Raw genomic sequence first — 24,913 nt, forward strand, 5'->3', positions numbered from 1 at the left:
GCCGCGCCCGCGTCAGCCGACGGAGCGGTACGACGCCCCGTCGTCCGTCCGCACGAGCACGCCGAGGTCCACCGCGTCCCGCCGCACGATCGCGACGTCCTCGGCGAACATGGCGATCGCGGCGTTGAGCACCGACTCGGTGACCGGCCTGCCCGTGCCGAGCCGCTCGAACACGAGCTCGACGATGCGCACGGACAGCGGATGGCGCTGGTCGTCCGGCACCGGCATCCGGGCGATCCGGTCGAACTCGAGCAGCGCCGCCGGCCCCTGCAGCCGCTGGAGGTCCTGCGCCGTCCGCCCGAGGAGCGCCGTGTCGGGTCCGTCGTCGCCGACCCAGTCGAAGGCCGCGACGGCAGCACTCGTCCGGTCGTCGAGCGCTGCGCCGCCGACGATCGCGGACCGGAGCGACGGGCTCGCCAGCACCGCGACGGCCTGGCGAGCCCGTGCGACCGACTCGCGAAGGGGCATCAGAAGTACGTGATGCCGTGCGGCGTCCGCGGCGGGGTCAGCATCGCCCGCAGGAGTGCTGGCGCCGCCGGGTCCGCCGCGCGGAGGAGCCCGGCCGCCGCGAGCGTCGTCGGCGACACCGACCCGATGAGCAACGCACCGAGGTCCGCGACGTCGAGCTGGAGGTCGGACCCGGCCGCGTCGGCGTCGTCGGCGGTCTTCGTCACGGTGCCCCGCGCCTCCTGGACGTCCAGCCGGTACGTGCCGGAGGCGAACCCGAGCGCATCCGTCACGGCGAGCGTCAGCGAACCGTCGACGGCGTACGGACGCGACGCGAGCACCCGCTCGACGTCGAGGACGCGCAGCCAGACGTGGTCCTCCTCGTGGTCGACGTCGTACGCGCGGTTGTCGCCCAGCGCGGCGACGATCGGGTCGTCGAGCCGCGACCGGTTGTACGTGACGACGTCGTTGAGGTCGATCGAGAGCAGGAACTCCCAGAGCGACAGGTAGGCGTCGTCGGTGGCGTAGACCAGGTCGACGACCTCGAGCGTGGTGTCGCCGTCGCGGCTCTCCTTGACGCGCCAGGTCACGTAGCCGTCGAGCTCGTCGGAGCCGTCCGGGCGGTGCACGGCTGCGCGGACGTCCTTCGCCTTCTCACCGTCGCCGTTGCGCAGCCCGAACACGACGGGCCAGGTGCCGGCGTTGCGCACCATGGAGCCCGGCGTCCGCGCGTTGAACCGGTCGAAGACGGCACGGCCGGGGCCGCCGGCGAGCCACTCGGGCGTGACGACGCTGACGACACCGGTGGTCGGCGCGAGGAGCGGGAGCGCACGCTCGCGGCGGACCCGGACGGCCCGCTCGCGGATCGCGCTGCCGAAGCCGAAGCGGCGGTAGATGGTGCCCTCGGACGCGGTCAGCGAGGCCACGGCGTAGCCCTCGGCGACACCGCGCGCGAGGGCGTGCGTCATCATCGCGCGGAGGATCCCGCGGCGGCGCTCGGTCGGTCGGACGGTCACGGCGGAGATCGCCTGGGTGTCGATCGACGAACCGTCGCCCCAGCTCAGCTCCTTGCCGAACCAGGCGAAGGTGCCGGCCGGCCAGGTCTCGTCGACGGAGCCCGGTGCGGGTCGGCGGACGTACGCGCCGAGCCAGGTCTCGTCGTCCTCGATGAAGTGCGCGACCATGCGCGCGGCCGCCTCGTCGCCGGGGTGCGGTTCGTGGAACCCGAGTCCGACGGCCTGCATCCAGGCCTCGGTCTCGGCGTTCGGTGCCCCCTGCTCGTCCGTCCCGGGCGCGAAGGCGCGCAGCTCGTAGCGGTCGTCGAATGCCTCGTTGCTCACGTTCCCGACCCTATCGGGGTCCGGTGACGGAACGACAGGCGCGACGAGCGGGCCAGGAGGCGCGGGTCGTCCCCGGCACGCGCCGCCCGCGGGCTCGGGTCACGCCGTCGCGCGTCGGCTCACCTCGCGGCGCGGCGGGACGCCGATCGGGGCGGGTTCTTCCGGAGGTGCTCGCTGATCCGGCCGAGGATCCGGTCGAGCTCCGCGGCGTCCTCCTCCGTGATCGGTGCGAACAGCAGCCCGTGCACCGTGCCGATGTGCCCGGGGAACACCGCCGCGAGGACGGCTCGCCCGTCGTCGGTCAGCGACACCACGGTGCTGCGCTCGTCGTCCGGAGAGGGGCCGCGCGTGACGAGTCCGCGCTGCTCGAGCAACTGCGCCTGGTAGGTCAGCCCACTGCGGCTGTAGACCACCCCGTCGGCGAGGTCCGTCATCCGCAGGTGCCCGTCGGGGGAGTCTCCGAGTCGTGCCAGCAGCTGGAACTGCACGTACGACAGCCCGCCCACGTCCTTGAGCTGCTGCTCGACCGAGGGGCGCAGCAGCGCACTGACCTCGGTGAACGACAGGTAGGCGCGCAGCTGCGTCGGCGTCAGGGACGAGGGGGTTTCGGACATGATCCGATCCTACCTGTTGCTTCGAGTTCGAAGCAGTGCTACGGTTCCATCAATCGCTTCGAATTCGAAGCAAATGACGGAGGAGTCATCATGAAGGCAGTGCAGTTCCACGAGGTCGGCGGTCCCGAGGTCCTCACCTACGGCGACGTCGACCAGCCCACCCCCGGCCCGGGCGAGGTCCTCGTCCGGGTCGCGGCATCGGCGTACAACGCGGCGGACAACGGCATGCGCGCCGGCTTCCTGCCCATCCCGGTCGCCCTGCCCCACGTCCCCGGGTACGACGTCTCCGGAACGGTCGCGTCCCTCGGGGACGACGTCACGGACCTGGCGGTCGGCGACGCGGTGATCGGCTTCCTGCCGATGGAACGCGACGGCGGAGCGGCCGAGTACGTCGTCGCTCCGGCGGACGCGCTCGTCGCCGCCCCGACGAGCATCCCGCTGGCGGACGCGGCTGCGCTGCCGTCAGTGGCGCTCACGGCGTGGCAGGCGCTCTTCGACGACGGTCGGCTCGAGGCCGGGCAGCGCGTGCTCGTCGTCGGCGCGGGCGGTGTGGTCGGGAAGTACGCGATCCAGCTCGCGAAGCGCGCCGGTGTCGAGGTCGTCGCCACGGCCAGCCCGCGCAGCGCCGACGCCGTCCGGGTCGCCGGTGCCGACCAGGTCGTCGACCACACCACGACCGACGTGCTGCAGGCGGTCGACGGGCAGGTCGACGTCCTGCTCAACCTCGCCCCGATCGAGCCGGAGCAGTTCGCCTCGTTCGTGGCCGCCGTCCGCGACGGGGGCGCGGTCGTGAGCACGACGGCGTTCATGGCGACCCCGGGGGACGAGTCCCGCGGGGTCCGTGCTGCGACGGTGTTCGTGCTCCGGAACCGCGAACGGCTGGCCGAGCTCGTCCGGCTCGTCGACGCCGGGGAGCTCACGGTCGAGGTGACGCGGCGCATCCCGCTGACCGAGCTGCAGGCGCTGCACACCGAGGGCGCCGCCGGACGGATCGCCGGCAAGGTCGTCGTCCTCGTCTGAGCGACCAGCGACCCGGTGGGGGGATCGTGACCCACCACCGGGCCGGGCGCGTCAGGGGGAGCCGCGCCGCGCCTCCTGGGCCACCACCTCGTCGAGGTCCGCCAGCTTCCGCATCTGCTGGAGCGGACGGGCCATCCGGTTGTTGTCCCGCAGGGCGGGCTCCGTCCGCGCGAGGAAGGCCCAGTAGCCGGCGGTGAAGGGGCAGGCGTCCTCGCCGAGCCGCTTCGTCGGGTCGTAGCGGCACCCGCCGCAGTGGTCCGACATCCGGTCGATGTACCGACCACCGGACGCGTACGGCTTCGTCGCGACCATCCCGCCGTCGGCGTGCTGGGACATCCCGATGATGTTCGCGGGCATCACCCAGTCGGTCCCGTCGACGAACACGTCCGTGAACCACTCGGTGAGGTGCACGGGGTCGTACCCGCGCTGCAGCGCCCAGTTGCCCAGCACCATGAGCCGCTGGATGTGGTGCAGCCAGCCGTGGTCGTGCAGGCCCTCGATCGCGGTGCGGAGGCAGGCGGCCTCGACCCGGGACGCGTCGAGCTCCCGCCACCACCGGGGGAGCCGCTCGTGCGCTCCGAGGGCGTTCTCCGACGCGCCGTAGTCGTCGCCGAACCACCAGTAGAGGTGCCAGACGTAGTCGCGCCACCCGGCGATCTGCCGGACGAACCCCTCGACGCTCGCGAGCGGGGCGTCGTCGTCGCGGTGGGCCACGAGTGCCGCCTCGATCGCATCGCGCGGGTCGAGGACACCGAGGTTCATCGGGACGCTGAGCAACGAGTGCGCCATCGTCCAGTCGTTCGTGAGCGTGGCGTCCTCGAACGGGCCGAAGTCGTTCAGCCGGGTGCGCACGAAATCGTCGAGTGCGTGACGGGCCTCGTCGGGCGTGACCGCGAAGCGCCGACGGTCGTCCGCACCGACGAAGCGGGCGATGCCGTCCCGCTCCCAGCGGTCCAGGTCACGTCGGACCTCCTCGTCGACCTCGTCCTCCTCGGGCCACCACGGCTCCGGGAGTCCGAGCGTGGTCGCACCCTTCGGCGGCGACTCCCGGTTCTGCTCGTCGAGGCTGAACTTCCCGCCGACGGGCGCGTCCGAGCGCATCAGCCAGCCCTCGCGACGGCGGACCCGCTCGTAGAACGTCTCCATCCGGAAGCGACCGGTGCCCTGCGCGGCCCACTCGGCGAACTCGTCCTCGTCGGTCACGAAGCCGCGGCTCGGCAGCACCTCGGTGCCCCTGCCCCAGTGCCGCACCTGTGCGCGGAGCGTCCGCGACGGCGGGTCGACGACCTCGAGGTCGTCCCGGCCGACCAGCGCCTGCCGGAGCGTGTCGACCTGCACGTGCTCGACGCGGTCGCCCTCGCCCCGGTCGCGGAGGTCGCGGACCAGGTGCCGGAGCGCACTCAGCCACAGGTGCGCCTTCGCACGGTGCACGGGCCGCGCGGTGAAGAACTCGCGGGCCTCGACCACGAGGAGCGGGCCGCCGTCGTCGAAGTCCGGGCCGTACTGTCCCGGCAGGATGAGACGCCGGCGCCGTTCGAAGCGTCGGTCGGCCGGGGCGGTGCGCGCGTCCGTCATGCGGCGGACGGTACGCGAGCACGCGGGTGCGGGCCCGGGACGTCCCCCGACTCCACGGCGGTTCCGCGGGCGCGCCCTCCTGTGTAGGGTGGCGGACATGCAGTGCCGCTGAACCCGCTTCCGACTCCCTCCAGTGCCCCGTCGGGGCCGTCGAAAGGTTCAGCATGCCCGCATCCACCCTGCCCCTCGCCGGCAAGACCGCCCTCGTCACCGGTGTCTCACGACGCCGTGGCATCGGGTTCGCCGTCGCGTCGAAGCTCGCCGACCTCGGCGCGAGCATCGTCGTGCACCACCACCGCCCGCACGACCTCGACCTGCCGTGGGGCGGGGACGACCTCGACGCCGTCCGCGACGGACTGCGCGCACACCTCACCGAGGGCGCCCGGTTCGCGGACGTCCCCGGCGACCTGTCCGATCCCTCCGTGATCCCGGAGCTGATCGACACCGCGACGGCACTCACCGGCCGCCTCGACGTCCTCGTGTGCAACCACGCCAAGAGCGGGGACGACGGCAGCATCCTCGACATGACGCCGGAGCGGCTCACCGCCTTCTGGGAGGTCAACACCCGCGCGACGATGCTGCTGACCGCCGAGTTCGCCCGGCGCCGCGCACCGCGGACGGACGAGCCACGACGGCCGGGGGACCGGATCGTGGGCACCGGCCCGTACGCCGAGGCGCAGGGGCACGTGTTCTGGATGACCTCCGGGCAGATCCACGGGGCGATGATCGGCGAGGTCGCGTACGCCGCGAGTAAGGCCGCGCTCGCCGGGGTGACCGCCACGGTCGCCAAGGAGTTGCTCGAGCTCGGCATCGTGCTGAACACCGTCAACCCCGGGCCGGTGAACACGGGCTACATGGACCCGGAGACCACGGACCGGTCGCTCGACGGCCTCGACGAGTACCTGGCGAGCACGCCGTTCGGTCGCGTCGGGACGCCGCAGGACCCGGCCGAGCTCATCGGGTGGCTCGCGACGTCCTCGGGCAGTTGGGTCGTCGGGCAGGTCCTCACGTCGGACGGCGGCTTCAGTCTGTGACGTGGCCACGGTCCTGACCCGGCCACGGTCGGACGGGAGGCGCGGTGCGGGCCGGCACCGCGCCTCCCGTCCGACGGCGGGTCCTGTCCACCGCGACGGGTCGCGTCCACCGCGACGGCGCGGGCGGACGCGTGGTGATGCCCCGTGGTCGCGCCGTGGTCAGTCGGTCGCGCCGCGTGGGGGATCGACTAGCAGCCCGACGCGGTCCGCCAGGTACGCCTCGAGCGGGACGGCGGCGCCCGCGGTGGGGGACCACCGGACGAACGGACCCCCGTCGTCGACGAAGAGCACGCCGTCCGAGCCGACGAGTGACCCGTCGACCGGGATCGGCGTCGCGCCGTGGTTCACGGTGTCCCCGGGCTCGAAGTGCCCCTTCTGCGCCGCTGCCCGGTAGGCCCGACGGACCTCGGCGGAGACGGACACGAACTGCGACCGCCCGGGTTCGGTGACGCGCGTGATCCGTCCGGTCGCCCACACCCGGCCGTCGGTCTCGGGGGAGGACCCGAGCAGCAGCGCGCCGACCCGCCACACGCGGCCGAGCGATCGGATGGTGGGCTCGCGTCGGATGCCGAGCACGGCCTTCGGCTCGACGTACTCGCCGAGGGCCTCGTCCGGGACGTCGGCGTCGCGGAGCCGTCGCGCCGCGCCGTCGAGCAGCGCCCTCGCCCGTTCCAAGCCGTCCGTCACGTCACCCGAGCGTAGCCCGGTGGGCGCCGCGACCGCGTGGCCCCCGTCCGTCGGCGTCGCCCGCGGCGCGTCGGCGACGCACGGCTGACACGGTGCCGATCGTGACCATCACCGCGCCGTACGCCAGCAGGACCCCGGCGATCGCGGGCACGAGCCACGAGCGCGACCCGTTGACGAGCTGGTTCACCAGGCCGATGTCCGGCAGGCTGTACCAGACGACGCCGCGCACCTGGGCAGCCGTCACCGGTGCGGGATCGGCGAGCGCGTTGTTGTCGCCCTTGAGCGTGAACGTCCGGGACCCGTCCGACGACGACGCGACCGAGACCACCCGGTGGCTGATGACCGCCGGCTGCCCGGAGGTGATCTGGTAGGTCACGACGTCGCCGATGCGGATGTCCTCGACGGGCGTGGGCCGGACGACGAGGAGCGTGCCGGGCGGCAGCGTCGGGTCCATCGACTGCGTGAGCACGGTGAGTGGCGTGGACCCGGTCGCCTTCGGCACGACGATGAGCACGACGGCGAGCCCGGCGACGATGACGAGCAGCCCCGTGCTCAGTCCGAGCGCGAGGGCGTGGACGACCGCACGCCAGCCGGTGCGCGGCGGGCGCCGGGCGCGCCGGGCAGCGCCGTCGGTGGCCGCGCTCATGCGCCGCACCGGACGGCTGCCCCGTCGTTCTGGGTGAAGAGGGTGATCTGCCCGGTCCCGACCACGGTGCTCGTGGGGTTGCCCGCACTGTCGAGGATCTTCACGGTGATCAGCACCGGGCCGCTCGTGGCGACGCTCGCGGGGATCTGGCTCGGCGCGATGGTGAAGCGGCCGTAGTAGTCCTGCTGCTTCGGGGCGACCATCGTGGACGCGTCGCGCCCGGCGTAGGCGCCGTACCAGGTGTCCTTCGGCCGGGACGAGGTGGCCCAGGCGACCTCGACGTAGTTGCCGCTGTGGTCCGTGCACGTGAGGGCGGGCGCGGCGGCGGAGGTGTTGAGGTAGAAGCCGCCGGACACGACGCCCGAGCTCCACGTGCCGGCCGTCACCGTGAGGTTCACGTTCACGTTCGCGGTGCTCGACGCCGGCGCGGACGAGGACGGCGTGCTCCGCGTGCACCAGACGGCGCTCGCCCCGGCGGCGAGCTTCGTGGTGAGGCTCGGCAGCGACGCCCAGGTGCCGGAGACGGAGCCGGTGCCGACCGAGGTCGACGCCGTGCAGGCCGCGGTCCCGGTCACGGGCCAGGCGACGACGCTCACGGCCTGTGCGAGGGCGGTCGAGCTGCCGGACACGACGGAGACGGTGGTCGTGGCGGTGCCGGCGAGCGACCCCGCGTTGGTCAGGGTGAGCGGCTTCGTCGTGCTCGTCACGCTCGAGGAGAACGTGGTCGTCATGTCGCTCGTGCCGTTCAGGGACGCCCCGGTCTTCCCGATGGTCACGCTCGACGCGGTCGTGCCGGTCGCGCTCCAGAGCGCCCACGCGGCGGACGACCCGCCGACGACGAACGCCAGCGCGAGCAGTCCGGCGAGCACGGTGCGGAGTCGGCGGCTCATGCGCTGACCTGCGTCCCGGTCACGGTCAGGGTGAAGTCGGTGACGGCCCCGGCGACGGTCTGCGGTGCGTCGGCGTCGAGGTCCATCTCGACGCACCCGACGGCGCTCGCGCCGGCCGCGAGGGTGAACGAGCCGCTGCCGGTGTCGAAGGCGGCGAGCCGTCCGCTCGCGCCGGACAGGCCGGTGCGGCAGTCGGCGGTGCTGCCGACCACCGCGAGGCGCAGGCTCAGCTCACCGAGCACCGCAGCCGGGGTCGCGTTCGTGGCGTAGGCGACGTTCGTCGAGGTGGTGGCGACCCGCATGGTGAGCGGGATCGAGCCGGTGTTGCGGACCGTGAACGTGCCGGTGACGCCGCCACCAGGACCGAGGACGGACGTGTTCATCGCGGAGAGCGGGCCGGTGGTGATGGTGGCGGTCGCGGACCGCACCGTCGAGGCCGAGGTGCTGGCGGTGCCGTTCCAGAGCGCGTAGGTGCCGCCCGTGCCGAGCAGCGCCGTCACGACCGCGACGACCAGGGCGAGGGCAGTGGGCCAGATCCACCGGTGACGACGCGGCGCCGCGTGGCGTCCGCTCGTCCTCGGTGTGCTGGTCATGTCCGTCCCCTGGTCGTCGTGGTGGTGTGCACCGCCGTCCGGCGGTGCGGGTGGGCCAGGAGGCGCGTGGTCGCGATCGGCGGATCAGGGACCCATCGAGACCACGGACTCCACGGCCCGGGTTGCTTCCGCGGGTCAGGAACCGATCGCGGTCTGGGTCAGCGTGAACGCGAGCGCGCCGACGTTGAGCGTGCCGCCCTGGCCCGTGGTGGCCGACGACGGCAGGGTGATCGTGAAGACGACCTTGACGGTCGAGGTCGCGGCGGAGGGGGAGACCACGAAGGTGTTCGCGTTCGCGGTCGACTGCACGACCGAGGCGCTCGACGAGGTCACCGCGAGGGTCTTCGTCGTCGCGGCGAGCAGGGCGCTGTCACCGGTGATGCTCTGGCTGGCGTAGGTGAGGTTCGCCTTGAGGTCCTGGCCGGTCGCACCGATCGTCAGGGTCTGCGTGAACTGGTACGAGTTGCCCGGCACCATGAGGGCGCTCGCCGGGTTGATCGTCGCGGAGCGGCCGTTCGTGATGTCCGTCCAGACGCCGTCGTTGTTCGCGCTGAGGGTCAGCGATCCCGAGCTCACCGAGGAGGCCGCCGTGCTGGCGCTGGCGTTCCACAGGGCGAAGGTGCCCGCGCCGCCGAGGAGGAGGGCGACACCGGCGGCGCCGGCGATGGCACCGGTCACGATCTTGTGCATGAGGGGTCCGTTCTGCGCGTTCGGGCGCGCTGCGACCATCGGCAGTGCCGACGGGACGATGTCATCGACCCGTGGTTCGTGCGGGTCGCGGCTGACCTGTGCCGGAGAGCTGTCGCCGGGCTCCGCGACGTGACACGTCTCGGGCGGGCTGGACTCGCTCTGGTGTCGACGCTACCGGTCCCCCAAAGTGCGGACAAGTGGGAACATGCGTCTGAATGGACCCAGTACAGGGGTCATTTTCGTCCCCGAGAGTGCCGACACGGTTTGTACCCCGATCGGTCTCGGTCGTGCAAGGAATGCCGACCGCCCCCGTACCGTTGCACCGTCCGGAAACGAGGAGGGCCCATGGGCATCGTGCGGTGGCTGTTCGACGCGCAGCTCGTCATCGGCGACCAGACCGTGCTCTGGCGCGAGGTGATCGGCAACGTGTTCGGCCTGCTCAGCGCCCTCGGTGGGATGCGCCGCAAGGTGTGGGCCTGGCCGGTCGGCATCGTCGGCAACGCCCTGCTCTTCACGGTCTTCATGGGAGCGCTCTTCGACACCCCCAACCCGGTGAACCTGCTCGGTCAGGCCGGACGCCAGGTGATGTTCATCATCGTGAGCGTCTACGGCTGGTACCGCTGGACGCACCGTCCCGACGACGCGACGACCGTGATCGAGCCGCGCTGGGCCTCCTGGAAGGCTCGTGGACTGATGGTCCTCGTCATGGTGGGCGGCACCGCCGTCCTGACCCCGGTGTTCCGCGCCCTCGGCTCGTACGAGCCGGTGTGGAGCGACGCCTGGATCTTCGTCGGCTCGCTGCTCGCGACCTACGGCATGGCCAAGGGCTGGGTGGAGTTCTGGCTGATCTGGGTCGCGGTCGACCTGGTCGGTGTGCCGCTGCTGTTCTCGGCCGGGTACTACGCCTCCGGGCTCATGTACGTGTTCTACGGCGTCTTCACCCTGACCGGGTTCTTCGTCTGGATGCGCCAGCGGACGAAGCCCTCGGCGGCCCCGGTCACGGTCGGCTGACCGAGGCCCCCGCTCTGGGACGAGACAAACCCTCGGGAACAGTGTGTGATGGTCGGATGGCACACCACCACGACGCGGCCTTCGAGGACGAACAGTCCCTGGCCGAACGGATCGTCCGCGCCGCGATCCGCGCCTACCGACTGCACCCGTTCGACAGCGTCGACGCCGAGGTGGTCGCCGAGGTCGCCGGTATCGAGGTGACCACGGTGGAGCGGCTCTTCCCGACGTGGGACGCGCTGCTGCTCGTGACCTACGACCGGTGGACGCAGCTGCGCGGGACGCGTCGGAGGAACCCGCCGACGTGCACGATCGAGCACGTCCGGATGACCCTCGCCGAGGACGTCGCCGACCCCGGCCTCGTACGGGTGCTCGCCGGTGCCATCACGATCGCGGCGGCCGACACCGGCTTCGCCGAACTCTTCCGCAAGCGCTTCGAGGAGTACGCCGAGCAGCTCTCGTCCGGGCTCGAGCGCGACGTCGAGTCCGGGTCCGAGCGCCTGGCGATCCCCGCGTACCAGGCCGCGACGCAGCTGCTCGCGGTGTACGAGGGAATGCAGATCCAGATGCTCGTGCGCCCGCACATCGACGTCCTCGTGGAGTTCGACCGTGCGGTCCGCACCCTCCGTCAGGGGTGGCGCGAGCGCGAGGTGCGGGCGTGGGACCTCGACGAGGTCGTCCTCACCAGCTAGCCGGTCGGGCCGGTCAGGCCCGCGACCGACGCCGCCACGACACGATCTGCCGGAGCGTCACCTTCGAGCCGTACTGCGCGACGGAGTGCCGGAACAGGTACTCGGCGAACCACAGCAGCACGGCCGCGACCACGAACACCTCGACGATGCAGACCACCGACTCGGTGACGGTGAGCGACCCGACCGCGTTCCGGACCATCGCGGTGATCGGTGTGAACGTCGGGAAGTACGTGAAGAACGACGCCACCGGCGAGGTCGGCGTCGTCATCACGAAGAACGCCGCGTAGAGCGGGATGATCAGCGAGAAGATCGCCACCGACTGCAGCGCCGAGGCGTCCTTGATCGAGGGCACGGCAGCCCCGACCGCGACGAACAGCGCCGACGCCAGCAGGACCCCGCCGACGAGGAGCAGCGCACCGACCACCATCCGCCAGGGGTCGATGGTCAGCCCGCCCAGTCGTGACGCCACGAGGGGGAGCGCGGCGAGCAGCCCGATCAGCCCCGGGACGACGAACACCCCGACCTGGACGAACCCGACGAGCAGCATCGCGATGACCTTGCCGCGGATGAGGTCGCCGGCCGTGACGGTCGTGAGGATCATCTCGGAGATGCGGTTCTCCTTCTCCTCGACCACCACCGTGACCATGCGGGTGGCGAGCAGGATGACGAGCCCGAAGAACGCGGCGACGTAGAGGAACGGCGGCACGATCGACAACCAGCCCGGCGCCACCCGGCCGTCCGCGTAGGTCGTCAGGTCGGTGTCCGGCGGGTTCCGGAGGAGTTCGACGGACTCCGGGTCGTCGACGGTCGCGGCGACGCTCTGCTCGAGGACCCGCTCCGCCAGCGAGGAGTACCCGCCGTTTCCGAAGAGCCCGCGGTCGGCTGCCTCGACCCGGATCGGCGACGTCGACGGCGACTCGGGGAAGGTGATGAACGCGTCGAGGGTCCCGGAGCGCACCGCGGCCCGGTCCGCCGCGGGGTCGGTCGACGGCGACCCGCCCCACTTCGCGGCGACGCTCTCGGACACCAGGCCGGAGTCGTCCACGTACCGGAAGGGCGTCTTCGTCGCGGACGAGCTGGACACCACCGAGTCGGTCCCGGCGGACTGCCCGACCCCGACGAGGAGCGACACCACCACGATGACGACCGGCAGCGCCAGCGTGCCGATCCAGAACGCGGGCTTCTTCACCGCACGCACGAACTCGAACCGGATGACGGTCCCGAGGCGGCTCACGCGGCGGCTCCGGCCCGAGCGGTGTCGGCGGCCGCGTCGGCTCCGGCGTCGTGGCCGTACACCTGGACGAAGATCTCGTCGAGCGGGATGCGCCGCATCTCGAACCCGGTGACGTGCACGCCGGCCGAGACGAGCGACGCGAGGATGTCCGACCCGTCGGCCGCGGCCGCGGGCATCGGCACGAGGTAGGCGACGTGCCCCTCGTGCCGGGCGAGGCGGTAGAGCGGCGACGGCGGCACCGGCCCGTCGAGGCCGACCCGGGCGACCGCGCCCCCGAAGGCGTCCTGCACGTCGGGGATGGTGCCGTACGCGGCCGCGGTGCCGTCCTTCAGGAGCAGGATGCGGTCGCAGAGCCGCTCGACCTCGTCCATGTGGTGAGTGACGAGGACGACCGTGGCACCGTCGGCCTTCCGCTCGTCGACGAGGTCCAGCAGCAACCGACGGTTGACCGGGTCGAGGCCCTTCGTCGGCTCGTCGAGGATGAGCAGGCGGGGCCGGTCCATGATCGTGATGCCGAGCTGGACCTTCTGCTGCTGCCCGCCGGAGAGCTTGTCCACCCGGAGCTTCGCCCGGTCCGCCAGGCCGACGCGGGCGAGGTAGTCCATGCTCCACGCCGTCGCCTCGGGCCCGCGCAGGCCGCGGAGCCGCCCGAAGTACGTCATCACGTCGATGACCGACTCCTTGCGGTACAGGCCGCGTTCCTCGGGCAGGTAGCCGATCCCGCCGGTGGCCGGTCGGTAGGGCTGCCCGTCGATCGTGAGGGTGCCGGCGGTCGGGGTGGTGATGCCGAGCAGCGCACGGATGGTCGTGGTCTTGCCCGAGCCGTTGCTGCCGAGCAGGCCGAAGGTCTCGCCGGGGGCGATGTCGAACGACAGCCCGTCGACCACGTTCCGGTCCCCGAACCGCATCACGAAGTCCTGCACGCTGATGGTCGCCCCGCTCATGCCGCGACCCTACCGGCAGCGCCTGACGGCGCTCGGGCGTGACCGCCTGACGGACGGGAGGCGCGGTGCCTGCCCGCACCGCGCCTCCCGTCCGTCACCTGGTCGCGTCCACGACGCGCACCTTCCGTCAGGAACGCAACCAGGCCGTCCCCACACCCGACAGTGCGCCGTCTGCCACCGGCGCGGAGGCGAGCAGCAGCTCGCCCGCAGGGAGGTCGTACGGCTCGTCGCCGAACACCGTCACGCTCGTCCAGCCGTTCGGCCGACGGAACGCGAGCACGTCGTCGCGGCCGGTCTCGAGCCACTCGAGGTGTTCCTCGGACTGCAGCTGGCCGCGCAGGCCGAGCGCCTTCCGGTACAGGTTCAGCGTCGAGTCGGGGTCGGCGTCCTCGGCCTCGACCGACACATCGGCGAACCACGCCGGCTGCGGCAGGTGCGCACCGCCGTCGCCGAACCCGAAGCTCCTGCCGTTCCGGGTCCAGGGGAGCGGCACGCGGCAGCCGTCACGGCCGACGTCGACGCCCGGGTTCCGGAAGAACGCCGGGTCCTGGCGGTCGGCTTCGGGGATGTCGCCGACCTCCTGCAGGCCGAGCTCCTCGCCCTGGTAGAGGTAGGCCGAGCCGGGCAGCGCGAGTTCGAGCAGCGTGGCCGCGGTGGCACGGCGCAGTCCGAGCGAGCGGTCGAGCGCGTCCTGCGAGCCGCCGGCGAGCAGCCACGCGCTGCCCTGCTTCTCCTCGGCGCCGTTGCGTGCCGGCAGTGCGTAGCGGGTGGCGTGCCGGACGACGTCGTGGTTCGAGAAGACCCACGTGGTCGACGAGCCGGACTCCTCGGCGAGCCCGAGGTTGAACTCGATGATGCTCCGGAACTGCCCGGCGTCGAAGTCGGCCTCGAGCAGGTCGAAGTTGAACGCCTGCCCGAGCCCCTCGGCGCTGGCGTACCGGGCGCGGCGGTCGGCGGCGACCCACGCCTCGGCGACGGCCGTGCGTGCGGGTGTGTACTCGTCGAAGACCTTCCGCCACTCGGCGTAGATCTCGTGGACGTCGTCGCGGTCCCAGAGGATGTGCGAGCCGTCCTTCGGCGACGCGAGGACCTCGGCCCACGTCGGGAGCGGGCCCGACGGCAGGTCCTTCGCCAGGCCGTGCGCGACGTCGATGCGGAACCCGTCCACACCGCGGTCGGACCAGAAGCGGAGGGTGTGCAGGAAGTCGTCGCGGACCTCGCGGTTCGCCCAGTTGAGGTCGGGCTGTTCCTTGGCGAAGTTGTGTAGGTACCACTGGCCGTCGCCGACCGCGGTCCAGGCCGGGCCGCCGAAGATCGACACCCAGTCGGCGGGCGCTTCCGCCCCGTCGGGACCGGACCCGTCACGGAAGACGTACCGGTCGCGGGCGGGGGAGCCCTTCTCCGCTGCGAGCGCCTCGCGGAACCACTCGTGCCGGTCGCTCGTGTGGTTCGGGACGACGTCGACGATCACGCGGATCCCGGCACCGTGCAGCGCCGCGACCATCTCGTCGAAGTCCTCGAGCGTGCCGAGGCGCGGGTCGACGTCCCGGTAGTCGTCCACGTCGTAGCCGCCGTCGGCGAGGGCGGACGGGTAGAACGGGCTGAGCCAGACGGCCTCGATCCCGAGGGACGCCAGGTACGGCACCTTCGCGGTGACACCGGGCAGGTCGCCGATGCCGTCGCCGTTCGCGTCGGCGAAGGACCGCGGGTAGATCTGGTAGACGCTGGCCTGGCGCCACCAGGTGCTGCTCCCGTCCTCGGTCGCGGGTGCGGCGGCGGTCTCGACGACGTCGGTCATGGTGGGGGTCCTCTCGGTTGCGGAGTCGGTGGTCGTCACTTGATCGCGCCCTGCGTGACCCCGGCCATCACCCAGCGCTGCGTGAACAGGTAGACGATGATCGCCGGCGCCATCGCCATCAGGTACGAGGCGAACGACACGTTGTAGTTGTTGCTGAACTGCGTCTGGAACATCTGCTGCAGCACCGGCAGGGTCTGCAGCGCCGGGTTCGAGGTGATCAGCGAAGGCATCACGAAGTCGTTCCAGGACGCGAGGAACGCGAAGATGCCGACGGTGGCGCTCATCGGTGCCAGCAGCGGGAACACGAGTCGCCAGAACACCTGCCCCGTGCTCGCACCGTCGATGCGGGCACTCTCCTCCAGTTCGGCCGGGATCGACCGCAGGAACGCGGTGAAGAGCAGCACACTGAACGACAGCTGGAACATGACGTGCAGGATCGCGACGCCGAACGGGTTGTCGAGGTGCGCCAGGCCGGTGAGCTTCACCTGCGACAGGGCGAGCACCGGGAACGGCAGGAACATCGCGGCGAGCAGGTAGAAGAACGACCAGCGGAAGAGCCTGCGGTCCCAGTTCCGGGCGATCGCGTACGCCGTGAACGAGGCGAGCAGGATCGTGCCGACGACGGTGATCGCGGCGACGAGCACCGAGACGCCGAACGCGCGCGGGAAGTCCGTCAGCTGCCAGGCCTGCACGAAGCCGTCGACGCTGAACGGCGCCGGGAGGGAGAACGCGTTGCCGTCGACCGCCTGGCTCGTCGTCTTGAACGCCATCGTGATCGTCACGTACAGCGGGACGAGGACGGACAGGGTGCAGAGGACGAGGACGACCGTGACCGGCCAGTTGAAGCGCTCGCCACGACGGCCGGCGTTCCGATCGGCGTCGACGGAGCGGATGGTGCCGGTCGCGGTGGTCCCCGGCTGGAGGGGTGCCTGGATGGTCATCAGAGCGCTGCCTTCCCGCGGGTCGCCCGCAGCTGGATCACGGCGATGACGACCGCGATGACGAAGAAGATCGTGGCGTTCGCCATCTGGTAGGCGTAGTCGCCGCCGTTGAAGCCCTTGAAGATCGACATCGCCACGCTGGTGGTCGAGGTGCCGGGGCCGCCGTCGGTGAGGCCGACGATGATGTCGTACGAGTTCAGGAAGTTCTTGAACCCGATCACGAGGTTGATGAGGATGTAGCCCGCCGTGAGCGGTGCCGTGATCGACACGAGCTGCCGCCAGGCGCTCGCGCCGTCGAGCGCCGACGCCTCGTACACCTCGGCCGGGATCGAGAGCACGCCGGCGATGTAGATGAGCAGTGTCGACGGGATCGCCTGCCACGCGGTCACGACCACGATCGCGATCCACGCCAGGTCCGGGTTCGCGAGGATGCTCTGCTCGAGCGGCGCGAAGCCGAGCGTGGTCGCGAGCGCCGGCAGGCTGTTCGCGAACAGGAACGAGAACACGTAGGCGATGACGATGCCCGAGATCACCATGGGCAGCACGAACACGGCGCGGAGGGTGATCTTGCCGCGGACCTTCGAGGTCAGGGCGATGGCGAGCAGGAACGCGACCGCGTTCACGACGAGGACCGTGACGAGCGAGAACCCGATCGTGAACAGGTACGCCTGCAGGATCGCCGGGTCGCTGAACACGGCGACGTAGTTCGTCAGGCCGATGAACCGGAAGTCACCGAAGCCGACGGAGTCGGTGAAGCTCAGCACGATGCCCATCACGGCGGGGAGCGTGATCGCCAGGGTGAAGAGCAGGAGGGTGGGGATCAGGAAGACCAGGAAGAGCGGGTCGGTCCGGCTGCGCTTCGTGCGCAGTCCGGCTCCGCCCCGTCGTCCGGACTGGAGGCGCGGTGCGGCTCCGCCCCGTCGGCGGCTGCCCGCCGTCGTGACGGATTCTGTGGTCGTGGTGGCCAAGGTCGTCTCCTTACGCGGCCGTACGGAGCGCGAGACGCGCCCAGTCGCCGTCGAGGGTGCGGAGTTGGGGAGCGGGGGCACCGCCGAAGGCGATGGACTGCAGGTAGTTCGCCACCGGGATCTCGGCGGGGATGAGCTGCGAGGCGCCCAGGAAGAAGTTCGCCTGGTCGTAGGAGTCCTGCATGCCGCGGAGCGCGGGGTTCGATGCGGGTGGCGAGTCCTTCCGGACGCCGAAACCGTTGTTGTCGGCGTTGTACTTGTCGTTCACGGCGGGGCTCATCAGGAACGACAGGAATTCGCGCGCCGCCTCCTTCTTGCGGGACGCCTCCGGGATCCAGAGGCCGAGGTCGACGTTCACGCGCACCTTGTTGTCGGCGGCGTCGTCGGTCGCCGGGAACGGGAACGTGCCGAGGTCGATGTCCTTGTTCGACTTCGCGATCTCACCGAGCGCCCACGGCCCCTGCAGGTACATCGCGGCCTTCCCCTGCGCGAACGCGAGGTTGCCGTCGCCGTACCCGCGGCTCGCCGCGCCCTTCTGGTGCCACTGCAGGAGGTCCACCATGCGGTCGACGGGGGCGGCGAAGTCCTTCTCGAACGAGACGCTCGAGCTCGTGCCCACCTTCGTGCCCTCACGGTCGAGTGCCGCGAACGTCTGCTGCAGGTCGAGCATCCCGCCCACCGAGTAGTCGAACATGCCCTGGGCGATCGTCCAGTTGTCCTTGTAGGTGCCGTACATCGGCGTGATGCCGGCCTTGGTGAGTCGTTCGCAGACGTCTCGGAACTCGCTCCACGTGGTCGGCACGTCGATGCCCTGGTCGGCGAAGATCTGCTTGTTGTAGATCACCGACGCTGCGGTCACCGAGTACGGCAGCACGCTCGTCCGACCCGGGTAGTCCGCGGTCTGCTTCATGAGCGGCCACAGGTCGGGGTTGATCGTGTCCCTCTCCGGCAGGTCCGACAGGTCGGAGAGGGCGCCGTGCTCGACGAACGAGACCATCGCGTAGTTGTAGTTCAGGCAGCCGAGGTCCGGCGGTCGGTTCCGGACGAAGTTGGCGGACATGTTGGACGTCGAGTCGCGGATGACGCGGATCCTCGACTGGCTGTCGTGGAACTTCGCGATGACCTCGTCGAAGTAGCCGATGACCTCGGGCTTCGACACGTAGAACGTGATCGTCTCGGGGCGGCTGCTCGAGGAACCGAGCGGGGCGCACCCGGCGAGGGCCAGGCCCGCTCCGATGCCGCCCGCCCCGAGCAGGAACCCGCGGCGGCTGAGCGCGGCGGCGTTCCTGGTGGTGGCGTGTGTCTGCACGTCGTCTCCGTCCGTCCGGACCCGGCGTCCCTGCCGTTCCGGTTCGCGGTCCGGCTCCACTGCCGCCCGCAGAACTAAATCTAGCGACAAAATCTAATTCTGCAAGGAACTGTTTCCGCGGTAGTGTGCGGGCATGCCGCCGCCCCGTGGAACGAGCGCAGAGACGCTGCTCGCGTACGCCTTCTCCGTGCGCGCGTTCACCGCGACCGAGGCGATCGACACGACCGGCCTGACCCGTTCGACCGTCCTCGCCGCGTGCGAGGAGCTCGTCCGCCTCGGTTGGGTCCGCGAACTCGACGACGCCCGGGCCGCGGGGGAGTACCGCATCGGCCGACCGGCGCGCCGGTACGAGCTCGACACCGCCGGCGGCGTGGTCGTCGGCATCGACGCCGGGCAGCACCGGGTGACCGTGCTCGTCGCCGATCTGCGCGGCACCGTGCTCGGCCGCGCCGAAGGGGCCCTCGGCGACTCCGGTCTCGACGTCCCGGTCCGGCTCGGGGTCGTCGGCGAGACCGTCGCCGCCGCACTGCTGGACGCCGGGGTCGACCCGCTGCGGGTGCTCGTGTCCGTCGTCGGCATCCCCGCCCCCGTGGACGCCGGCGGCGCGTCACCCGGCGACGGCGGGTTCTGGGACCGGATGAACCCGGGCTTCGCCGATGCCGTCCCGGGGCACCGGGTCGTGGTCGAGAACGACGCCAACCTCGCCGCGCTCGCCGAACGGCCGTCCTCGGGCGACGCCTCGTTCGCAGCACTGCTCTCCGGCGAGCGGTTCGGCAGCGGACTCGTCGTCGACGGGGTCCTGCTCCGGGGTGCCCACGGCGGCGCGGGGGAGATGCGCGTGCTCGACCTCGTCGAGGGCGTCGGGTCGTCCGACGGCATCGGTGCCACCGCCCGCCGGCTCGTCGCCGAAGCGCTCGCCGCGGGCGACGTCCCGCCGGACAGCCCCCTCGCCGCGGACGCCGACGCCTCCGTCCTGTTCCGCGCGGCGCACGACGGGGACCCGGTCGCCCTCGGTATCGTCGACCGCCTGGGGGACCGGTTGGCCCGCGTCTGCGTCCTCCTCGTCAGCCTGCTCGACATCGACCGCGTGGTCGTCGCGGGGGCCATCGCCGAGCCCGCCGGTGCCGTGATCGACCGGGCGCGGGCCTGGCTCGACGGCGCGGGGTTCGACCCGGTCCCCGAGATCGTCGCGTCGACGCTGGGTGCCGACGTCGTGGTGCTCGGTGCGGTCGCGCACGCGGTCGACGCGGTCCGGGCGGCGCCGTTGTCCTTCGCCCTCACGACACGCCCGGCTGTCCCCGCGCTGTGACGATCGGACCGGTCCGGACACTGCTGGGGTGAAGGGGGTGGTCATGGATCGATCACGAGAACCGGACACAGCACTGGTCCGGGCGGCGGGGAACGGCGACCGGGCAGCGGGCGTCGCGCTCTTCGACCGCTACGTGGCGACGGTGACCCGGTACGCCTGGGCGCTCGTCCCGTCGCGCCAGGACGTCGAGGAGGTCGTCCAGGACACGTTCGTGACGCTCTGGCGACGGGCGGCTTCCATCGAGCTCCCCGACGAGTCGATCCTGCCGTGGCTGCTGGTGGTCAGCCGCAACCACGCGGCCAACCTCCGGCGCACGCACCAGCGGCACCGGGGCGACGAACTTCCGGACGACCTGCCGGCACCGGTCGAGGACGACGACGCCCGCGACCGGCTGCGCTGGGTCAGAGCCGAGATCGACGCGCTCTCGCCGATCGACCGGCAGGTGTGCGAGCTGTGCCTCATCGACGGCCGTTCGTACGCCGAAGCCGCGACCGCGCTCGGGTTGAGCGTCGGAGCGGTCAGACAGCGGGTCGCGCGATCGCGGGCCCGGATCAAGAAGGCGGTGACGCACGATGAGCTCTGAACCTCCCGTCGGAGACGACCTGCAGCAGATGATCGTCGGCATGCGCCAGCGCTTCGTCGCACACCTCGACGCCGAACCCCGTCGGGTCTCCGTCCGCAAGCGTGTCGGGATCGCCGTCGCGATCGTGGCGCTGCTCGGTGTCGGCACCGCGAGTGGAGCGGTCGCGCTCGGGATGATCCCGAGTCCGATCGCCGCGCCGCCGGCTCCGAGCGCCTCGAGTCCCGCGGCCGTGCCCCGGCCGGACCGGACGGCCTCGTCGGCTCCCATCCGCCCGACCACCCGGCCGTCCTCGCCGACGTCCGGTGGTGTCGCGGCATCGATCCCGGACTCGTGCGCCGCGGCAGTGCCGTCAGCCGATTCCGCGCGGCTGTTCGGCGAGCGGAAGGTCGAGCAGATCCGACCCGTCGCACCCGGCGGAGTCGGATCGGACTACTGGGTCGATCCGGACGAGCCGTTCGTCGCCGACGCGGCCCTCGTCTGCCGGTGGTCCCAGACCGGGAGCCCGGAAGAATCGGACAACCTCTTCCTCGCGATGGGGTCGACCGCGGAAGGGACCCTCGACGAGCGACTCAGCGCACACGAGCAGGCGGGTTGGTCGTGCACCGATCGGCTCGGTGGGCGGGCCTGTCAGCACAGCGAATCGTCGGACTACTACGGCGACCCGTTGGAGACCACCCACACGTTCTTCGTCCGGGGGGACACGTGGATCTCGGTCACGCAGACCAACACGCCCACGGACGGGCTGCTCGAGGTGCTGGTCCGGCAGACGTGGCGGTGAGACGGAGGTGACCGGGCACTGGAACCACGACACGCACGTCCACCGGCGCTCCTCGGTCACCTGGCGCCGTCCGCGCTGATCGTCACCGGCAGGCTCGCGCCGGACCCGTCGCCGTCGTGGCTGCTCACGTCGAGGACGGCGTCGCCCACCGGCAGGTCGTCGGGCAGGTCGAAGCGCCCGGCGACCGTGAACTGCTCGCCCTGCGGGGTCGGCCGCCCGAGCAGCACCGGGTCGCCGGTCGACGCGGGCGTGATGGTCACCGCCCCACCTCCGAGCGGTCCATCGGGTCACGATCTCGGTACGGTCGGAGCGTGGGGAACGAACGATCAGCTGACCAGACCGAGCCGGAGCACGACCCGTACGCCCGGCGCCCGGGCTACGTCACCGCCATCGACGGCCGGACCGACCGGGTCACGACTGCGGCGGCGGTCGGCGCGGGTGTCGGCCTCGTCACGTCCTGGGTGCTCGGCTTCTTCCAAGCGCCCGAATGGGTCGTGTGGGCGGGGGCCATCGCCGTCGGTGTGACGACGTGGCTGCTGCTGCGCGCTCGACAACGTCGCCGCGACCGAAGTGAAGGCCGCGCGCCCGGCGCGGTCGCCCGTGCCCGCGACCGTGCCATCGCCGACGCGAACGGCGGCCGACGCTTCTTCGTCGCCCCGAACCCGGTCATCCTGATCGTGATGGGCGGGATCTTCATCGCGCTCGCCGTCGGCACGCTCGGGCTCGGGAGCATGTCGGTCCTCACCGTGATCCGGACGATCGTCCTGGTCGGCGGTGGCGCGTACTTCGTCGTCCAAGGCATCGGGACCCTCGTCGTGCGCCGCCGCCCGCCCGACCCCCGCTGACCCCCGCCGCCGCCTCGTCCGCGCCGAACCAGGAATCCGACGTCGAACCAGCGGCGCTGCCTGGTTCGACGTCGGATTCGTGGTTCAACACCCGCGTCGGCCAGGTCGGCCACGTCGGCCACGTCGGACCGCCGGCGTGACCGCCGCGCCGGTCAGCCCCGCGGGACCGGCGTCAACCGCTGCAACTGCGTCACGTGCCCCGGCTCGAGCTCGTCGAGCGAGGCCACCCCGAGCAGCCGCATCGTCCGCTCGATCTGCTCGGACAGGATCTGGATCATCCGGTCGACCCCGGCCTCGCCACCCGCCATCAGGCCGTACAGGTACGCCCGACCGACCATCGTGAACTTCGCACCGAGGGCCACCGCGGCGACGATGTCGGCGCCGGACATGATCCCCGTGTCGAGGTGCACCTCGGTGTCCTTGCCGACCTCGCGGACGACGGAGGGGAGCAGGTGGAACGGGACGGGGGCGCGGTCGAGCTGCCGGCCGCCGTGGTTCGACAGCGTGATCCCGTCGACGCCCATGTCCGCCAGACGCTTCGCGTCCGCCAGTGACTGCACGCCCTTGACGACGACCTTGCCCTTCCACTGCGACCGGATCCACTCGAGGTCCTCGTAGGTGACGGTCGGGTCGAACATGTGGTCGAGGAGCTCGCCGACGGTGCCGGACCAGCGGTCGAGCGACGCGAACGCCAACGGCTCGGTGGTGAGGAAGTCGAACCACCACCAGGGCCGCGGGATCGCGTTCAGCACGGTGCGGGCGCTCAGCTGCGGCGGGATGGAGAACCCGTTGCGCTTGTCCCGCAGCCGGGCACCGGCGACGGGCACGTCCACGGTGACGAGCAGCGTGTCGAACCCGGCCTTCTCGGCGCGGGAGACGAGCGCCATCGACTTCTCGCGGTCCTTCCACATGTAGAGCTGGAACCAGTTGCGGCCCGACGGGTTGGCGTCGCGGACGTCCTCGATCGCGGTGGTCCCCATCGTGGAGAGCGAGAACGGGATGCCGGCGCGGCCCGCGGCCCGGGCTCCGGCGCGCTCGCCCTCGGTCTGCATCATGCGCGTGAAACCGGTCGGGGCGATGCCGAACGGGCGGGCGACGGGCGCACCGAGCACGTCGCGCGACGTGTCGACCTTCGAGACGTCGCGCAGGATCGCGGGCGTGAACTCGATGTCCTCGAACGCCTGGCGGGCACGGGCGAGGGAGATCTCGGCCTCGGCGGCGCCCTCGGTGTAGTCGAACGCGGCCTTCGGCGTGCGACGGGCGGCGATGTCGCGCAGGTCCCAGATCGTCAGCGCCGACTCGAGGCGCTGTCGCCGACCCGGCAGCGACGGCTTCTTGAACTGCATGAGCGGCGCGAGGTCGCGCACGGTCGGCAGCTGCCGCTTGATCGGTGTCCGCCGGGCCGACGGCGCCCCGGGGGTCGCTGCCGGAGCGCCCGTCGCGGGGTCGACGCGGTGCTGGTCGTCGGTCGAGGTCATACAGACATCCTACGTCTCGGGGTGGATCGGTGGGTGGAGTGATCGGCTCGCGGGGTGTAGCGCACGGGTTCGACGGAACGGGCGATCGTCGAGCGCAGGGCCTCGAGTGAGGCGCCACCGAGGCCGCCGAGCCCGACGGCCCGCGCCTGCACGAGGACGTTGCCGAGCGCGGTCGCCTCGACCGGCCCGGCGAGCACGGGGAGCCCGATGCGGTCGGCGGTGAGCTGGCAGAGGAGCCCATTCTGCGATCCTCCGCCGACGACGTGCACCTGTCGGACGTCTCGGCCCGTGACTGCGACGATCGTCTCGAGGGTCGAGGCGTACGCCGAGGCGAGCGACTCGAGGATCGACCGCACGGTCTCGGCCCGCGATGCCGGGGCGGCGAGTCCGTGTGCACCGCACCAGGCGGCGATCCGTGCCGGCATGTCACCCGGCGCGGTGAACGTGTCGTCCGCGACGTCGAAGACGGGGACCGGGGCGGTGACGTCCGCTGCGGAGGCGAGCAGCGCCTCCAGGTCGACGCGCTCGCCACCGCGCTCCCAGGTGCGGACGCTCTCGGAGAGCAGCCACAGTCCGGACACGTTCTTCAGGAACCGGACGCGTCCGTCGACGCCGCCCTCGTTGGTGCAGTTGGCCTCGCGAGCCGCGTCCGACAGGACGGGTGCGTCGAGCTCGACGCCGACGAGCGACCAGGTGCCGGACGAGATGTACGCGAAGTCCGGGTCGGTGGCCGGTACCGCCACCACGGCCGAGGCCGTGTCGTGGGAGCCGACGAGCGTGACCGGCGCGGTGCCGCCGACCGCCTCGGCGACGGCGGGCAGCAGGGGACCGAGTCGGTCGCCCGGGTCGCGCAGGGTGGGCAGGAGTCCGCTCGGGAGGCGCGCAGCAGCCCGCAACGCCGGGTCCCACCCGCGGGTGGTCGCGTTCAGGACCCCGGTCGTCGAGGCGTTCGTGCGCTCGGCCGCCTCGACGCCGGTCAGCCAGTAGCCGAGCAGGTCGGGCACGAGGAGCGCCCGTTGCGCGAGCTGCAGGGACGGATCGGCGGCGAACTGGAACAGGGTGTTGAACGGCAGATGCTGCAGGCCGTTCCGGGCGTACAGCTCGGCGGCGGAGAGCCGCTCGTGCACGGTCGCGACGCCGCCTTCGTGTCGTGCGTCGCGGTAGTGGGACGGCAGCCCGAGCAGCCGCCCGCCACGGAGCAGCCCGTAGTCGACCGCCCACGAGTCGATGCCGATGCTGGCGATGTCCGGATCCCGGGCGAAGGCGTCGCCGAGGCCCGCGGTGACCTGCCGGTACAGCTCGACGACGTCCCAGTGCAGGGCGTCGCGATCGCCCTCGTGGAGCGCGACCGGGCCGTTGGGGAACCGGGCGACGTGCTCCATCCGGACGCCGTCGGTGTCGACGTGGCCGACGATCACCCGCCCGCTCGTGGCGCCGAGGTCGACCGCGGCGACGCTGCCGCTGTTCGTCATGCTGCTCCCTCTGTCCCG

26 protein-coding genes are annotated in these 24,913 nt (G+C 71.7%); 8 read left to right on the forward strand and 18 right to left on the reverse strand.

Translation table 11 applies throughout. The annotated features are described in order from the left end of the window. Positions 1-12: 12 nt before the first annotated feature. From BM028_RS09245 to BM028_RS09255, 3 genes are all read right to left on the reverse strand, one after another. The gene (locus BM028_RS09245) at positions 13-468 is read right to left on the reverse strand and encodes a DUF2087 domain-containing protein (protein WP_092386137.1); all 456 of its coding nucleotides are present in this window, start codon (positions 466-468) and stop codon (positions 13-15) included. Continuing rightward, the gene (locus BM028_RS09250; RefSeq protein ID WP_071302740.1) at positions 468-1,787 is read right to left on the reverse strand and encodes a GNAT family N-acetyltransferase; all 1,320 of its coding nucleotides are present in this window, start codon (positions 1,785-1,787) and stop codon (positions 468-470) included. Before BM028_RS09250 ends, BM028_RS09245 begins: the two co-directional genes overlap by 1 nt. Positions 1,788-1,906: 119 nt before the next feature. After that, the gene (locus tag BM028_RS09255; RefSeq protein ID WP_092386139.1) at positions 1,907-2,401 is read right to left on the reverse strand and encodes a MarR family winged helix-turn-helix transcriptional regulator; all 495 of its coding nucleotides are present in this window, start codon (positions 2,399-2,401) and stop codon (positions 1,907-1,909) included. Between the two features lie 90 nt (positions 2,402-2,491). Between BM028_RS09255 and BM028_RS09260 the strand changes: the two genes are divergently transcribed. Beyond that, entirely contained in the window at positions 2,492-3,421 is a 930-nt protein-coding gene (locus BM028_RS09260) for an NADP-dependent oxidoreductase (RefSeq protein ID WP_092386141.1), read from the forward strand. 51 nt (positions 3,422-3,472) lie between these two features. On the opposite strand, the gene BM028_RS09265 is transcribed toward BM028_RS09260, so the two are convergent. Further along, positions 3,473-4,996 carry a cryptochrome/photolyase family protein gene (locus tag BM028_RS09265; protein WP_092386143.1) on the reverse strand — a complete coding sequence of 508 codons (1,524 nt, stop codon included), beginning with the start codon at positions 4,994-4,996 and terminating at the stop codon, positions 3,473-3,475. A 164-nt stretch (positions 4,997-5,160) separates the two neighbouring features. Here BM028_RS09265 and BM028_RS09270 point away from each other — a divergent pair, with 164 nt between their 5' ends. Further along, positions 5,161-6,030, forward strand: coding sequence for an SDR family oxidoreductase (locus BM028_RS09270; RefSeq protein WP_092386145.1), 870 nt, complete (start codon positions 5,161-5,163; stop codon positions 6,028-6,030). Between the two features lie 159 nt (positions 6,031-6,189). Here the strand turns inward: BM028_RS09270 and BM028_RS09275 are convergent, their stop codons facing one another. The 5 genes from BM028_RS09275 to BM028_RS09295 all read right to left on the reverse strand — a co-directional run bounded on the left by BM028_RS09275 (position 6,190) and on the right by BM028_RS09295 (position 9,536). Further along, positions 6,190-6,717 carry a hypothetical protein gene (locus tag BM028_RS09275; RefSeq protein ID WP_092386147.1) on the reverse strand — a complete coding sequence of 176 codons (528 nt, stop codon included), beginning with the start codon at positions 6,715-6,717 and terminating at the stop codon, positions 6,190-6,192. A gap of 1 nt (position 6,718) precedes the next feature. Further along, a complete protein-coding gene (locus tag BM028_RS09280; RefSeq protein WP_092386607.1) occupies positions 6,719-7,363 on the reverse strand; it encodes a signal peptidase I in 645 nt (214 codons plus the stop codon). Then, positions 7,360-8,253 (reverse strand): hypothetical protein, encoded by an 894-nt coding sequence (locus tag BM028_RS09285; RefSeq protein WP_092386149.1) that lies wholly within the window; start codon positions 8,251-8,253, stop codon positions 7,360-7,362. Before BM028_RS09285 ends, BM028_RS09280 begins: the two co-directional genes overlap by 4 nt. Beyond that, on the reverse strand, positions 8,250-8,846 hold the full coding sequence (locus tag BM028_RS09290) for a TasA family protein (protein WP_092386151.1): 597 nt from the start codon (positions 8,844-8,846) through the stop codon (positions 8,250-8,252). The genes BM028_RS09285 and BM028_RS09290 overlap by 4 nt, the downstream gene beginning before the upstream one ends. Positions 8,847-8,981: 135 nt before the next feature. Beyond that, the gene (locus BM028_RS09295; RefSeq protein ID WP_070419449.1) at positions 8,982-9,536 is read right to left on the reverse strand and encodes an alternate-type signal peptide domain-containing protein; all 555 of its coding nucleotides are present in this window, start codon (positions 9,534-9,536) and stop codon (positions 8,982-8,984) included. A 345-nt stretch (positions 9,537-9,881) separates the two neighbouring features. Between BM028_RS09295 and pnuC the strand changes: the two genes are divergently transcribed. Next, positions 9,882-10,547 (forward strand): nicotinamide riboside transporter PnuC, encoded by a 666-nt coding sequence (gene pnuC, locus BM028_RS09300; RefSeq protein WP_070418223.1) that lies wholly within the window; start codon positions 9,882-9,884, stop codon positions 10,545-10,547. 56 nt (positions 10,548-10,603) lie between these two features. Continuing rightward, complete coding sequence (locus tag BM028_RS09305; protein WP_092386153.1) at positions 10,604-11,236, forward strand: TetR/AcrR family transcriptional regulator; 633 nt, start codon at positions 10,604-10,606, stop codon at positions 11,234-11,236. Positions 11,237-11,249: 13 nt separating this feature from the next. Here the strand turns inward: BM028_RS09305 and BM028_RS09310 are convergent, their stop codons facing one another. The 6 genes from BM028_RS09310 to BM028_RS09335 form a co-directional block, all read right to left on the reverse strand. Further along, positions 11,250-12,470 (reverse strand): ABC transporter permease, encoded by a 1,221-nt coding sequence (locus BM028_RS09310; protein WP_070418225.1) that lies wholly within the window; start codon positions 12,468-12,470, stop codon positions 11,250-11,252. After that, positions 12,467-13,414, reverse strand: coding sequence for an ABC transporter ATP-binding protein (locus tag BM028_RS09315; RefSeq protein ID WP_070418226.1), 948 nt, complete (start codon positions 13,412-13,414; stop codon positions 12,467-12,469). Before BM028_RS09315 ends, BM028_RS09310 begins: the two co-directional genes overlap by 4 nt. 127 nt (positions 13,415-13,541) lie before the next feature. Further along, positions 13,542-15,212: a glycoside hydrolase family 13 protein gene (locus BM028_RS09320; RefSeq protein ID WP_092386155.1), complete on the reverse strand. Its 1,671-nt coding sequence runs from the start codon at positions 15,210-15,212 to the stop codon at positions 13,542-13,544. A gap of 35 nt (positions 15,213-15,247) precedes the next feature. After that, positions 15,248-16,153 carry a carbohydrate ABC transporter permease gene (locus BM028_RS09325; RefSeq protein ID WP_070418228.1) on the reverse strand — a complete coding sequence of 302 codons (906 nt, stop codon included), beginning with the start codon at positions 16,151-16,153 and terminating at the stop codon, positions 15,248-15,250. Then, a complete protein-coding gene (locus BM028_RS09330; protein WP_071295602.1) occupies positions 16,153-17,121 on the reverse strand; it encodes a carbohydrate ABC transporter permease in 969 nt (322 codons plus the stop codon). The genes BM028_RS09325 and BM028_RS09330 overlap by 1 nt, the downstream gene beginning before the upstream one ends. 10 nt (positions 17,122-17,131) lie before the next feature. Beyond that, positions 17,132-18,430: an ABC transporter substrate-binding protein gene (locus tag BM028_RS09335; RefSeq protein WP_092386611.1), complete on the reverse strand. Its 1,299-nt coding sequence runs from the start codon at positions 18,428-18,430 to the stop codon at positions 17,132-17,134. Between the two features lie 133 nt (positions 18,431-18,563). On the opposite strand from BM028_RS09335, the gene BM028_RS09340 reads away from it, so the two are divergent. From BM028_RS09340 to BM028_RS09350, 3 genes are read left to right on the forward strand one after another with little or no spacing between them, the layout of a single operon-like run. After that, positions 18,564-19,739 (forward strand): ROK family protein, encoded by a 1,176-nt coding sequence (locus BM028_RS09340; protein ID WP_070418230.1) that lies wholly within the window; start codon positions 18,564-18,566, stop codon positions 19,737-19,739. A 43-nt stretch (positions 19,740-19,782) separates the two neighbouring features. Next, on the forward strand, positions 19,783-20,322 hold the full coding sequence (locus tag BM028_RS09345) for an RNA polymerase sigma factor (RefSeq protein ID WP_092386613.1): 540 nt from the start codon (positions 19,783-19,785) through the stop codon (positions 20,320-20,322). After that, the gene (locus tag BM028_RS09350; protein WP_139219794.1) at positions 20,312-21,100 is read left to right on the forward strand and encodes a hypothetical protein; all 789 of its coding nucleotides are present in this window, start codon (positions 20,312-20,314) and stop codon (positions 21,098-21,100) included. Before BM028_RS09345 ends, BM028_RS09350 begins: the two co-directional genes overlap by 11 nt. A 56-nt stretch (positions 21,101-21,156) precedes the next feature. Here BM028_RS09350 and BM028_RS09355 read toward each other — a convergent pair whose 3' ends face one another. Next, a complete protein-coding gene (locus tag BM028_RS09355) occupies positions 21,157-21,360 on the reverse strand; it encodes a hypothetical protein (protein ID WP_092386159.1) in 204 nt (67 codons plus the stop codon). Between the two features lie 51 nt (positions 21,361-21,411). On the opposite strand from BM028_RS09355, the gene BM028_RS09360 reads away from it, so the two are divergent. Beyond that, positions 21,412-21,945: a hypothetical protein gene (locus tag BM028_RS09360; protein ID WP_092386161.1), complete on the forward strand. Its 534-nt coding sequence runs from the start codon at positions 21,412-21,414 to the stop codon at positions 21,943-21,945. Positions 21,946-22,097: 152 nt separating this feature from the next. Here the strand turns inward: BM028_RS09360 and BM028_RS09365 are convergent, their stop codons facing one another. Both BM028_RS09365 and BM028_RS09370 read right to left on the reverse strand, forming a co-directional pair. Next, complete coding sequence (locus BM028_RS09365; protein WP_092386615.1) at positions 22,098-23,291, reverse strand: alpha-hydroxy acid oxidase; 1,194 nt, start codon at positions 23,289-23,291, stop codon at positions 22,098-22,100. 128 nt (positions 23,292-23,419) lie between these two features. Further along, positions 23,420-24,895 carry a rhamnulokinase gene (locus BM028_RS09370; protein ID WP_092386163.1) on the reverse strand — a complete coding sequence of 492 codons (1,476 nt, stop codon included), beginning with the start codon at positions 24,893-24,895 and terminating at the stop codon, positions 23,420-23,422. Positions 24,896-24,913 lie beyond the last annotated feature (18 nt).

This window comes from Curtobacterium sp. YR515 (assembly GCF_900113095.1).
Classification (GTDB): Bacteria; Actinomycetota; Actinomycetes; order Actinomycetales; family Microbacteriaceae; genus Curtobacterium.